We start from the raw sequence: 11,857 nt of genomic DNA, 5'->3' as shown, positions 1-11,857 counted from the left end.
AGGACGGTGACACGGCCCGTGGGCTCCGGTGCGGCGGTGACACGGCGCCTGATACGCAAGGAGACCCGCGGCGACCTGCCGCTGCTGGCCTGCCTGGCGGTGGTGGTCCTGATGCTGGCGGCGCTCTGCGCCTGGGTCCCCGCCTTCGCGGGCGGCCAGGAGGACCGGGCACTGAGGCAGCGTGTCGACGCCGCGCAGGCCCAAGCGCCCCAGATCGCCCTGAGCACCACACCCGAGGTCTTCGACACCGTGCCGCCCTCCGTGGACACGGCCACCCTGCTCAACGCCGGCCGTACCCTCACCGAGCAGTTGAGCGGCCCCGCCGCGCAAAAGGTGACCATCACGGGCGGCAGCTACGACTACGGCCAGGCGTCCCTGATCTCACCTCGGCCGCCGGGGCCGGCCGACACCAGCACCCAGCTGACGGCCGGCTACCTTCCGTCGGCGCGGGACCACCTGCACTACGTCAGCGGCCACGCGCCGGCCGACCGGACGCCGCTGGGCAGCGTGCCCCAGATCGGGTTGTCGCAGGCCAACGCGCAAGCGCTCGGTGTCCGAGCCGGCAGCCGGCTGACCCTTGAGTTCGCCAAGACGCTCGGGGTGCAAAACGCCCCGCCCCGGGCGCAGTTGCAGGTGAGCGGCATCTTCCGCGCCACGACCGAGTCCGACGGCTTCTGGACCGGCCGGGAGACGCTGGACCAGCCGGCACGCTACCCGGCTGAGCACTCCGCAGGCACCATGCTCGCCGTCCACGGTCTCGTCGGCCTCGACGCCGCCGACCTGCTGGCCGGCGCCGGAGTGAGCGGCCCACGGGTGACCTGGCATCTGCGCGCCGACCTGTCCGGGGCGGCACTCGACCGGGCCCGTGCTCTGACCGGGCCACTGTCCCACTACAGCGCGGACCTCAGCGACGCCCTGTGTCAGGGAGTCGACCCGATCACCAGCGACATCAGCTGCCACATCGGCGGCCAGGCCACCGGGTCCCTGCTGGTGACCGACTCCCTGACTCCCCTGCTCGCCGCCTTCACGGCCCAGGACCAACAGGCCAGGGAACTGGCGACGTTCGCCGTCGACGCCCTGGCCGCGGTCGCGCTCGCCACCGTCACCGTCGCGGTCCGGCTGCTGTTGCGCCGCAGGCAGACACACCTGCGCTTGCAGCGCGCCCGGGGCGCCTCCACCGCGAGACTGGTCCTGCTGCGCTGCGCCGTCGCCTGGCCGGTGGTACTGATCGCCGCGCTGCTGGGCTGGGCGGCCGGAGGGGCCCTCGCTCCCACCGGCACCTCCGGATCACCGCAACCGATGACCGCCGCCCTCGCCGCCACGGTGGTGGCACTGACGGTGCCACTGATGACCTGGCTCGCGGTCCGCGAGCCGCGCAGACCCGGCCGGCTACGGCGCTCACGCCGGAACATCACCGTCCGCCGCCGTGTGGTCCTGGAGCTGACGGTACTGGTCACGACGGCGGCGGGCGTGGTCGCGCTGCGCACCCAGGGGCCCGACGGGATTCTGGGCGCGGTACCGGTGCTGGTGGCGCTGACCGTCGTACTCATCCTGCTGCGGGTCTACCCGCTCGTGCTGCGCCCGGTGCTGCGGCTGACCCGGCGCGGCCGGGGAACCGTGGCCTTCATCGGGGCGGCCCGGGCCGCCCACGACGCCCCGGCGACCGGGCTGGCCCTGTTCGTCCTGGTCCTGACTCTGGGGACCGCTGTGTTCGGCGGCCTGGTGCAACGGACCATCGACGACGGGTTGGCCACGGGTGCGGCCTGGACCAGCGGCGCCGACGCGAGCGCGACCACGGCCGGGACCGCACCCTCCGCACCGGGGACCGGCACCGCCGGAATCCGGACCGCCCTCCAGCATCAGTACACCCTCCAACTGGCAGGACAGGCCGACGGCACGGTGATCTCCCCGGTCGCCGTGATCACCGTGGATCCCCGGCAGCTGATCGCCGTCGCCCCGAAGTCGCCACTGGCCGGCGCCCTGCTGGCCCGGCTGTCCACCCCGACGGAAACCCGGGCAGGCACGAACGACCCCCTGCCGTCCTTCCTCTCGCCCGGCCTGCGGACGAGCGAGCGCACCGGCGGCTTCACCACCACGGTCGTGCCCAACGGGCAGCCCCCGAAAGACCTGATCTTCAAGCCGGTCGGCACCCTCACCGCCGCGGAACTGCGCGACCCCCTCCTCGGGCCGGTCACAGCGCAGATCGCGGCCGGCACGCCCATGCTGATCACCACCGCCAGAGCCGAGCATCTGATCCCCCGGCAGTCCTCGGGAAGCACCGTCCTGCTCCTCAAGGCCGACGGGCCCGCCACCGCCGAACCCGCAGCCCTGCGGTCGGCGGCGGCCAGGACACTCGGGCCGACGGCCCGCATCCGCGTCCGCTCCGAGACGCTGAACTCTCTGCGCACGGACGGTCTGACGCGGGGACTCGGCACGATCTACACCACCAGCTCGATCCTCGCCGCCCTGTCAGGCCTGCTCGCGCTCATCCTGGAACTGGCCCTCACCTTCCACGAGCGCAGCCGCACCACCTCGTTCCTGCGCACGCTCGGACTCGGCGGCAAAGAAGCCGGGGCGCTGCACCTGCTGCAACTGCTGCCGCTGGCGGTCGCCTCAGCGGTGGGCGGAACGCTGCTCGGGCTGCTCGAACCGCGGCTCATGGCACGGACACTGGACCTGCAGCAGTTCACCGGCGGCCCGGCCCAGCCTGCGCTGCACACCGACTACTCGCTCACCGTCGCCCTCGTCGCCGGCGTGACCGCGCTGATCCTGGCCGCCACAGTCACCGAAACCCTCCTCGCCCGCCGACGCGCACTGGCAGGCGTACTACGTCTCGCGTGAAGGCTCGGCACGCGGTGACTGCCCGGGCAGCCACCGGACGCCCCGCTCACCGCTGACCATTTCGGCGCTCTCAGCCCTTCGGGCCGCCGTTCGCCGCGTCCTGTGCGTCGGACCTCGCCCGGCGTGCGGCCTCGTCGGGCCACACACCGACGTGGTCGCTCTCCAGCACCAGCCGCACCCGCTTGCGCAGGTGCAGGCGCTCGGTGAACTCGCCCGGCAGCTGCAGCCGGCCGCTGGCGTCCAGTACCGCGTACTCCTCAGCGGTGAGCACCTGGACGCCGTCCTCGCCGGTGGCGACCCGGCGCAGCACCTCGGTCGAGGTGCGGCCGTTACGGATCCGTACGGTGCGCTGCACCTGCTCGGACACCAGCGCGTCGTGGGTGACCACGATCACTGTGACACCCAGGTCCTCGTTGGCCCGGCGCAGCGCCGCGAAGACCTCGTCGCTGGTGGTGGTGTCGAGTTCACCGGTGGGTTCGTCGGCGAACAGCACCCGCGGCTCGTTGGCGTTGGCGACGGCGATGGCGACCCGCTGCTGCTCACCGCCCGAGAGCGTGTCGGGGGTGCGATCCCGGCAGTGGCCGACGGACAGCAGGTCGAGCAGTTCCTCGGCCCGGGCCCGGCGCCGAGAGCGCTTGATCCCGGTGTACGTCATCGGAAGCATCACGTTCTCGGCCGCCGAGAGGTAGGGCAGCAGGTTGCGGGAGGTCTGCTGCCAGACGAAGCCCACGGTGCCGCGCCGGTAGCCGAGCCGCTCTCGGCGTTTCATCGCCAGCAGGTCGTGCCCGGCGACCTCGGCGGCGCCTGCGGTGGGTACGTCCTGGCCGGAGAGTATGCCCAGGAGGGTGGACTTGCCGGAGCCGGAGGCCCCGATCACCGCGATCATCTCGCCCTGCGCCACGGTCAGGTCCAGTCCCTGGAGTGCCTGTACTTCGACGCCCTCGCTCTGGTAGATCCGCACCAGGTTCTCGCAGACCACCATCCCCGCCTCGCGCTGCGGGGCCGTGACCACGGTCCGCCGACGCAGCTCGTCCAAGTCCGGTCCCCCGGTCGGCTGTTCGTGAGCTGGCACATGGTCCCCCGAGAAGGTGAAGTCTGCGGACAACGCTGTCAAAGCGACGCCAGGATAATGCGGAAGTCCGTACGAGGGGCCGGTTCCACCAGGTCGGCGGCAGCGCACCGGGCCAATGCCGCTTCCGGGACCGCCCACCGCATGACGGCAGACCGAGCCGCCTGCCCGTGAGCCGGCCACCAGATCTCAAAATCGTGGTCAACAGGCGACGTTGCAGGGAAAATGGACGTCATGACGTACGAACGCTCCCCGATCGACCCGGCCAAGCCCAGCATCGCCCGCGTCTACGACTACCTGCTGGGTGGCAAGGACAACTACGCCGTGGACCGCGAGATCGGCGACGTGTTCAAACGCGACCTGCCCGGTTCGGTGGCCATCGCCTACGCCAACCGCGCAGCCCTGACCCGCGCGGTCGCGGAGATCGTGAAGTCCACCGGCATCCGGCAGTTCATCGACCTGGGCAGCGGCCTGCCGACCGCCGACAACGTCCACCAGGTCGCCCAACGGCACGCCCCCGAGGCCACGGTCGTCTACGTCGACACCGACCCCCAGGTCCTGGTCCACGGACGGGCGCTGCTGGAGAAGGACGACCGCACCCGGGTCGTCGCCGTCGATGTCCGAAACCCCGAGGCCGTCCACACCCACCCCGACACCCTCGAACTGATCGACTTCACACGACCCGTCGCGGTCATTTTCAGCGCCATCCTCCACCACGTCAACGACGACGAGGACCCGGCCGGCATCGTCCGCTACTGGCGCGACAGGGTGCCCTCCGGAAGCCACTTCTTCGTCAGCCACTTCCGCTCCGGCAACAACCCGGAGACGCAGGAGGCCGAGAAGGTCCTCCAGCAGACGTTCGGCCGTGGCCGCTGGCGTACCGATGCCGAAATCGCCGCCCTCCTCGACGGCTTGGAGATCCTCGACCCCGGCATCGTCCCCGCTCCCCTGTGGCGCCCCGACCAGACCGCCACCCCCGCCTGGAACAGCAGCGGTGAACGGCAACTCACGGTCTGGGAGCACCTCATCGCCGCCGCCCTCGCCCGCAAACCCTGACTCTCATCCCGGACGACGACGTCCCGATCGCCATCCGGCGCTGCCTCGTTCGCGAACCAGGATGAGCTGTGCGGCGAAGGCCCGGACGGGCTCGCAGGACGAACTCCCCCGGCTACTCACCGGCTTGGCAACGCCGTAGCAGGGGTCGCCTGCTCACCGCGGATCCAGCCGGTGGGCGAGGTCGTGGGCGGTGTCGCTGGTGAGGTCACCGAAGCGGGCCCCGAGGATGTCGAGACGACCGCCGGTGATCGAGGCGGCCACATATGGGTTGCCCCAGAGCTTGTCGTCGATGACGATGGCGACTTCGTTGCGCGGGAGCGGGGCCGACGCGATGGAGCCGGTAAAGGAGGCGAAACGGGCCCGGTCGGCGGGGCTGAAGGTCACCTCGACCTGCCAGGTGCCGTCGGTGGGGTTCTTCTCAGCTTTCGCGGAGGCGACGCGGACGTCGGTCATGCCGCCCGTCCGGTCGACTCGTACGCACTGTGCCGGTTGGTCGGCGGTCGCGTGCACGGTGTAGCCGGCACCGGTGCATGGGTGCTCCGTGACCGAGGTGACGGGCAACAGAGAGATGGGGACCGCCTTCCCGGTGTCGCCTCCTGCGGCGGGACGAACCCCGTGCGCGCTCGAGGTCGCGCCGTCCGCGACGGCCATCCAGGCGGCGGCGACCACGGCGGCGGTGGCGACACCGACCCCCGCTCGGGCCAGCCGTTGCCGCCGCCGGGCGACCCGCAACGCGCCGTCGGCCAGGCCGACCAGCTGGGCGCCGGCGCCATCGCCGCCCTCCAGGACATGGGCGTGCAGGGCATCGTGAAGCAACGTGTCGTGCAGCAGGTGTTCGGTCGAGTCGTTCACGCGATGACGCCCCTTCCGGAGGCAGCGGAGGAAGAGGCTGCCTGCCCCGCCTCGGCCAGAGTGGCGCGGAGCGAGGCAAGGGCCTTGTGGGTCTGGCTGCGGACCGTGCCCTGGGCGACACCCAGAATCGTGGCGATCTCGCCGTCCGGCCGGTCCTCGAAGTAACGCAGCACGATCACCGCACGCTGACGCTTGGGCAACCGCCGCAGCGCGGCCATGATGTCCTGCCGCTGGACCACGTCGTCAGCCCAGTCCGCGCCGTGCCCGGACGGCCGGTCCGGCAGCATGTCCGTGACGGTCTCCCGCCCCCAGCTGAGGAGCCGGAAGCGGTCCACCTGGGCGTGGTAGAGCGCCCGGCGCACATAGATCTCCGGTTGCTCCCGGTCCCGCAGCTTCGACCAACGCCGAGCAGTTGACGCAAGCGCGGTCTGGAGCAAATCCCGGCCCTGTTCCCAGTCCCCGGTCAGCAGGTATGCCGTGTGCAGCAGCGATCTCGACCGCGCCGCCACGAACTCGCGGAACTGGCGTTCCTCGTCGGCGTTCAATATGCCCTCCCTCGTTCCCCAGTTAAGACGGGTACGGAACGGGGTTCGACTGCCCTGCCGATCAGAATTCTTCCCTTGCGATGCCACCGCGCTCCGGGACTGAAGACGTCCGGTACGACTCCGATCATGCAGGAGGCGTCGAGGCGCATCGACGGTGGCGGCACGCCCTGCGGTGCGTGCTGCGGGTACGACCGCTTCGGCACGGCCTCCGGTGCCGCGGCGCCGTGCCGGTCGCCCTGGATCCCTCACGGGGCTAGTGTCTGTCGAGTGAGCACTGACGATGCGAACCGGCGGTGGACCCGGTCCATGCCCGAGGCCTACGAGCGCCACCTGGTGCCGGTCTTCTTCCGTCCCTTCGCCGCTGACCTGGCCGCCCGGGCGGCGGCTCTGCAGCCGCTCACGGTGCTGGAGCTCGCCGCCGGAACCGGGGCGTTGACCTCGGCGCTGCTCACCGCGGTGCCCACGGCCTCGGTGGTGGCGACCGACCTCAACGAGGCGATGGTCACCGCCGGATCGGCGCGGGAGTCCCGCGCCGACTGGCGACAGGCGGACGCCCAAGAGCTGCCCTTCGAGGACGGCAGTTTCGACCTGGTTCTGTGCCAGTTCGGCGTGATGTTCTTCCCCGACAGAGCTGCCGCCTACAGCGAGGTGGGCAGGGTCCTTGCCCCGCAGGGCCGATTCCTGTTCAACAGTTGGGGCCCGCTGGCCTCGCACGGGTTCGGGGCCGCCTTCCAGGAGGCCCTGGAGCAGTCCATGCCCGAGGGAGCGCCCTCGTTCCTCAAGGACGTGCCCCACGGATACACCGATCCGGCTGTGGTCGCCGCGGACCTGGCGATTGCGGGACTGGCCCTGGCCACCACCGTGGAGATCACGCTGGACGGCGTCGCGGAGTCGGCGTCCTCCGTCGCCACCGGGTTCCTCACCGGCACGCCGGTGAGCGCCGCCATGGAGGCCCGTCAAGACGCAGGGACCATCCGGGCCTCCGTCACGCAGAAGATGACCGCCCTCCTCGGCACCGGAGCTGTCACGGCGCCGATGACCGCGACCGTCTACACAGCGCACCACCAGGTGTGACCTCTCGCCCGTCGTCCGACGGGCGCGGCCACCGGAGGAAGAAGCGGGGCCGCGGGTGGACAGCCGAACCGAGCCCGCGCTCTGACGCCGGCGCCTCGACCTCGGATACCCCGCCACACTCACCAACGTGACAACGCCCGCCGACCGGGGCGTTTCGCCTGCCCAGGTTCCGTTCAGTTCTTTTCTGGATAATCCGTTTCGGATCGAATTCCTCTAGGCTGGCAGGTATGACCGCCATGACGCCCGCGCGCACCGAACCGGACCTGTCATTCCTCCTCGACCACACCAGTCACGTCCTGCGGAGCAAGATGTCCGCCGCCCTCGCCGAGATTGGCCTGACCGCCCGGATGCACTGCGTGCTCGTCCACGCCCTGGAGGAGGAGCGCACCCAGATCCAGCTCGCGGAGATCGGCGACATGGACAAGACCACGATGGTGGTGACGGTGGACGCCCTGGAGAAGGCCGGCCTGGCAGAGCGCCGCCCTTCCAGTACGGACCGGCGGGCCCGGATCATCGCCGTCACCGACGAGGGAGCCCGCATCGCCGAGCAGAGTCAGGCGATCGTCGACCGCGTACATCGCGATGCCCTGGCCACGCTGCCCGGCAGGGACAAGGAAGTCCTGCTGCGGGCGCTGAAGCGCCTGGTCGACGACGGCCTGGCGAGCCCTGTCGAGGCCCCGCGCGCCGCCCGTCGAGCACGCCAGTCCAGGTAAGCGGGGACGCGGGAAAGCGGGGACGCGGTCTCGAAGTGAGGCCGAAAGAAATAGTCTGCAACAAAACCATCTGCTACGGTCTCTCCTGTTGCCTCAACCGACAGGAGACACCGCATGTTTGCTGGATCCGGCTCCGCACCCTCACCCGCAGCCCCGCGCTCACCACAGCTCGCCCTCGGAGTCATCGCCGCCGGGATGCTGATGGTCGTCCTCGACGGCTCCATCGTCACCGTGGCGATGCCGGCCATCCAGCAGGACCTGGGGTTCACACCTGCCGGCCTGAGCTGGGTCGTCAACGCCTACCTCATCGCGTTCGGCAGCCTGCTTCTGCTGGCCGGCCGGCTCGGCGACCTGATAGGCCGCAGGCGCATGTTCCTGGCGGGCACCGTCGTCTTCACCGCCGCCTCACTGCTGGCCGGGGCGGCCACCTCGCCCGCCGTACTGATCGCCGCCCGCTTCCTCCAGGGCATCGGCAGCGCGATGGCCTCCGCCGTCAGCCTCGGCATTCTCGTGACACTGTTCACCGAGCTCAGGGAGCGCGCCAGGGCCATTGCCGTCTTCAGCTTCACCGGCGCGGCGGGCGCATCCATCGGCCAGGTCCTCGGCGGCGTACTCACCGACACGCTCAACTGGCACTGGATCTTCTTCATCAACCTGCCGATCGGCATCGCCGTCCTCGCCATCGCCGTACGCGTCCTGCCCGGTGACATCGGTCTGGGCCTCAAGGCGGGCGCGGACGTACTCGGCGCGATTCTGGTCACCGCCGGCCTGATGCTCGGCATCTACACCGTCGTCAAGGTCGAGGAGTACGGCTGGACTTCGGGGCGCACTCTCTGCTTCGGCTCCCTCGCCGCCGTACTGCTCGCCGCGTTCCTCGTCCGTCAGGCGACCGCGCACAACCCCCTGATGCCGCTGCGGATCTTCCGTTCGCGCAGCGTCTCCGCCGCCAACCTGGTCCAGATCCTGATGGTCGCCGCGCTCTTCTCCTTCCAGATCCTCGTCGCCCTGTACCTCCAGAAGGTGCTCGGATACGGCGCCGCCGAGACCGGCCTCGCGATGCTCCCGGCAGCCGCCGTCATCGGTGCCGTCTCCCTCGGGGTCTCCGCCCGGCTCAACGCCCGCTTCGGTGAGCGCAACGTCCTGCTGGCCGGCATCGTGCTCCTCATCGGCGTCCTGGGTCTCCTCACCCGCCTCCCCGTGCGGGCCAGTTACCCGGTCGATCTCCTCCCGGTCATGCTGCTCGCTGCGGGCTTCGGTCTCGCGCTGCCGGCGCTGACCGCACTCGGTATGTCCGGCGCGAACGAAAAGGACGCCGGTCTCGCGTCCGGCCTGTTCAACACCACTCAGCAGATCGGCATGGCCCTGGGCGTCGCCGTTCTGTCCACCCTGGCCGCCTCCCGTACCGAGAGCCTTGCGGCGGCCGGCCGGACAGAGGCCGAGGCGCTCACCGGCGGCTACCGGCTCGCCTTCACGGTGGGCGCTGGGCTCCTCGTCGTCGCCTTCACCGTCGCCTTCACGATGCTGCGCCGGGCCGCCGAGGAGCCGGCCGCCGACGCTCAGGCTCCCGCTCACACCGCAGCCGTCTGACCCGCCCTGTCCCCCAACGCCGTCCCCACTGCTGAAAGGCCGATCCACGTGAGCGAGAACTCCGCCACCGAAACCACCACGGTCACCACGGTCACCACGGTCACCACCAAGAACGACGGACCGGCCCCTCGCGCGCTCACCGACCAGGAGCTCTCCCAGTTGCTGCGGCAACAGCAGTTCGGCGTACTCGCGAGCGTCAGGAACACCGGCCACCCGCACCTGTCGACCGTCCTCTACGACTGGAACGCCGAGGAGCGCGTACTGCGCGTCTCCTCCACCGCCGACCGCCTCAAGGTCCGCCAGTTGCGCCGCGACCCGCACACCTCACTGCACGTCAGTGGCCCGGACGTCTGGTCGTTCGCCGTGGCGGAAGGCGAGGCGGAGATAGTGGACCCGGTCGACGGGGCGGCCCCCGGAGAGCAGCCGCTGCCCGACCGTCGCGTGGTGATCCTGATCCGGGTGACCCGCCTGTACGGGACCGCCCTGGACATCCCCTCCCACGACTGAGAAACCAGCGCACACGCCGGGTCGAGGAGGAACCGCGACTGACCTCCGCGTCCCTGGGAGCGAGGTTCCGCAACGTCGGCAAGACGATCAAACGTGCCGGGTCGATCAAGGAACACCAAGCCGTCCGACGGCCAACGCCGCGCTCGGACCTCACAGCCCTGTGGTTGTCGGGCGGTTGAGGACGAGCGCGGTGTCGGGTCAGCAGTTCGGCCAGGTTGCGACGTCATCGGCGAGGGCCGCCACGCGGACTGCCCGGGCGGAGCTCGCGTGGACAAACCCCCGGGTGTGGCCCGTGAGCTCTCCCGGCCCCCGGCCCCCTGCCGGTCGGCCTACCGGCTCAGCGCAGTCCGTCGAAGAGATCCTTCTCGGGTACGGCAGCGCCGGTGGCGTCCTGGACACGTACGAAGGTCTCCGTTCCCATGAACTCGCCGAACCTCTGCTTGCCCATCTTGAGGAAGAAGATGTTCTCGCCCTGACTGGCGTGCGCGGCCAGCGCGTCGAACTTCTGGCCGCTGAACGCGGTGGTGTCCACCCACGTGGTGATCTCATCGTCCGGAAGGCCGATCTCGGCCAGAGCGGCAGCCTCGGCGGGGTCCGGCTCGGGCATGTCCTCATGAAACTCGCGGATGATCTCGCCGAACTGCTGCATCATCGAGCGGGGCATAGTCGTCCAGTACACCTTCGGCGTCAGCGTGGTCATCTCCAGCGCAGCCATCGTGATGCGGTGGGCCTGTATGTGGTCGGGATGGCCGTAGAAGCCGTTCTCGTCATAGGTGACGACCACATCAGGTCGGTAGTGCCGCATGAGTTCCGCGAGTCGGGCGGCGCCTTCCTCCACGGGGGTATTCCAGAAGGCTCCGGGGGCGTCGTTGCTCGGCCAGCCCATCATCCCGGAGTCGGCGTAGTCCAACGTCTCCAGATCGCTGATCTTCAGGACCTCGCAGCTCGCCTCAAGTTCCCGGCGACGCATCAAGGCGACCGACTCCGGATCGTGTCCGGGGTCGCCCGGCTTGACACCCCCCGGCCCATCACCGCAACCACCGTCGGTACAGGTCACAAGAACCGTGCGTATGCCCTCCGCCGCGTACCGCGCGAGGACCCCTCCGGTTCCGGTGGCTTCGTCGTCGGGGTGGGCGTGTACTGCCATGAGCGTCAAAGGCCGGTCGGTCATGAAAAAGTCCTCCTGTAGAAATACGTCTTGATCCAAGCGCACGACAGGCATACCGCGATCCAGGGGCCCAGATCCTGCTGACACAGGACGACCTTGCGGTCTCCGTGTTCCATGCCCGTGCGACACCGGTCCCCCAGTCGATGCAACCCCACCGACCGGACCAACTGTTCCCCACACGGCAGCTGAGCCTTGCAGGCATCGGCATTTCGATGCGACCGAGATACAGGCACGACCTGCTGACCTGGCATCCACGGAGGTCTCGTCCGCGACAGAGGCAGCAGCGCCGCCGACATCGCCCACTGCATCTGCCGAAGATCGCCGTTCGCCATGCCGGACTCCGGAGTGCGGATGGACGCACAGGACGTTCATCCCGTGGGCCGACGAGACGCCGCCCGAGTTCCACGGGGAATCGCTTCGCGTGCCCGCCATTCCCGCGCTCCAA

At 70.1% G+C, this 11,857-nt stretch carries 10 protein-coding genes; 6 read left to right on the top strand and 4 right to left on the bottom strand.

The genetic code is table 11. The features are described 5' to 3' along the window. The first annotated feature begins 6 nt into the window (after window positions 1-6). Entirely contained in the window at window positions 7-2,841 is a 2,835-nt protein-coding gene (locus tag OHT57_RS44980) for a hypothetical protein (protein WP_328752762.1), read from the top strand. A gap of 70 nt (window positions 2,842-2,911) precedes the next feature. Here the strand turns inward: OHT57_RS44980 and OHT57_RS44975 are convergent, their stop codons facing one another. After that, entirely contained in the window at window positions 2,912-3,877 is a 966-nt protein-coding gene (locus OHT57_RS44975) for an ABC transporter ATP-binding protein (RefSeq protein ID WP_443053561.1), read from the bottom strand. Between the two features lie 267 nt (window positions 3,878-4,144). Here OHT57_RS44975 and OHT57_RS44970 point away from each other — a divergent pair, with 267 nt between their 5' ends. Beyond that, on the top strand, window positions 4,145-4,966 hold the full coding sequence (locus OHT57_RS44970) for an SAM-dependent methyltransferase (RefSeq protein WP_328752761.1): 822 nt from the start codon (window positions 4,145-4,147) through the stop codon (window positions 4,964-4,966). 153 nt (window positions 4,967-5,119) lie between these two features. Here OHT57_RS44970 and OHT57_RS44965 read toward each other — a convergent pair whose 3' ends face one another. Both OHT57_RS44965 and OHT57_RS44960 read right to left on the bottom strand, forming a co-directional pair. Continuing rightward, entirely contained in the window at window positions 5,120-5,818 is a 699-nt protein-coding gene (locus OHT57_RS44965) for a SecDF P1 head subdomain-containing protein (RefSeq protein WP_328752760.1), read from the bottom strand. Continuing rightward, complete coding sequence (locus OHT57_RS44960) at window positions 5,815-6,363, bottom strand: SigE family RNA polymerase sigma factor (protein ID WP_328752759.1); 549 nt, start codon at window positions 6,361-6,363, stop codon at window positions 5,815-5,817. The genes OHT57_RS44965 and OHT57_RS44960 overlap by 4 nt, the downstream gene beginning before the upstream one ends. A 306-nt stretch (window positions 6,364-6,669) precedes the next feature. Here OHT57_RS44960 and OHT57_RS44955 point away from each other — a divergent pair, with 306 nt between their 5' ends. The 4 genes from OHT57_RS44955 to OHT57_RS44940 all read left to right on the top strand — a co-directional run bounded on the left by OHT57_RS44955 (window position 6,670) and on the right by OHT57_RS44940 (window position 10,244). After that, window positions 6,670-7,437 carry a class I SAM-dependent methyltransferase gene (locus OHT57_RS44955; RefSeq protein ID WP_328753510.1) on the top strand — a complete coding sequence of 256 codons (768 nt, stop codon included), beginning with the start codon at window positions 6,670-6,672 and terminating at the stop codon, window positions 7,435-7,437. Window positions 7,438-7,664: 227 nt separating this feature from the next. After that, entirely contained in the window at window positions 7,665-8,150 is a 486-nt protein-coding gene (locus tag OHT57_RS44950) for a MarR family winged helix-turn-helix transcriptional regulator (protein ID WP_328752758.1), read from the top strand. Window positions 8,151-8,264: 114 nt separating this feature from the next. Next, entirely contained in the window at window positions 8,265-9,737 is a 1,473-nt protein-coding gene (locus tag OHT57_RS44945; RefSeq protein WP_328752757.1) for an MFS transporter, read from the top strand. Between the two features lie 48 nt (window positions 9,738-9,785). Further along, window positions 9,786-10,244 (top strand): pyridoxamine 5'-phosphate oxidase family protein, encoded by a 459-nt coding sequence (locus OHT57_RS44940; protein WP_328752756.1) that lies wholly within the window; start codon window positions 9,786-9,788, stop codon window positions 10,242-10,244. Window positions 10,245-10,581: 337 nt separating this feature from the next. Here OHT57_RS44940 and OHT57_RS44935 read toward each other — a convergent pair whose 3' ends face one another. After that, entirely contained in the window at window positions 10,582-11,415 is an 834-nt protein-coding gene (locus OHT57_RS44935) for a PIG-L family deacetylase (RefSeq protein WP_328752755.1), read from the bottom strand. Window positions 11,416-11,857: the final 442 nt, after the last annotated feature.

Source organism: Streptomyces sp. NBC_00285, from assembly GCF_036174265.1.
In the GTDB taxonomy this organism is placed as follows: Bacteria; Actinomycetota; Actinomycetes; order Streptomycetales; family Streptomycetaceae; genus Streptomyces.
This window is presented reverse-complemented; position numbering and strand designations above follow the sequence as displayed.

Coding starts and splice junctions, on each gene's coding strand:
- OHT57_RS44970 (WP_328752761.1), top strand. CDS start 4,145: ATGACGTACGAACGCTCCCCGATCGACCCGGCCAAGCCCAGCATCGCC.
- OHT57_RS44945 (WP_328752757.1), top strand. CDS start 8,265: ATGTTTGCTGGATCCGGCTCCGCACCCTCACCCGCAGCCCCGCGCTCA.
- OHT57_RS44950 (WP_328752758.1), top strand. CDS start 7,665: ATGACCGCCATGACGCCCGCGCGCACCGAACCGGACCTGTCATTCCTC.
- OHT57_RS44955 (WP_328753510.1), top strand. CDS start 6,670: ATGCCCGAGGCCTACGAGCGCCACCTGGTGCCGGTCTTCTTCCGTCCC.
- OHT57_RS44935 (WP_328752755.1), bottom strand. CDS start 11,415: ATGACCGACCGGCCTTTGACGCTCATGGCAGTACACGCCCACCCCGAC.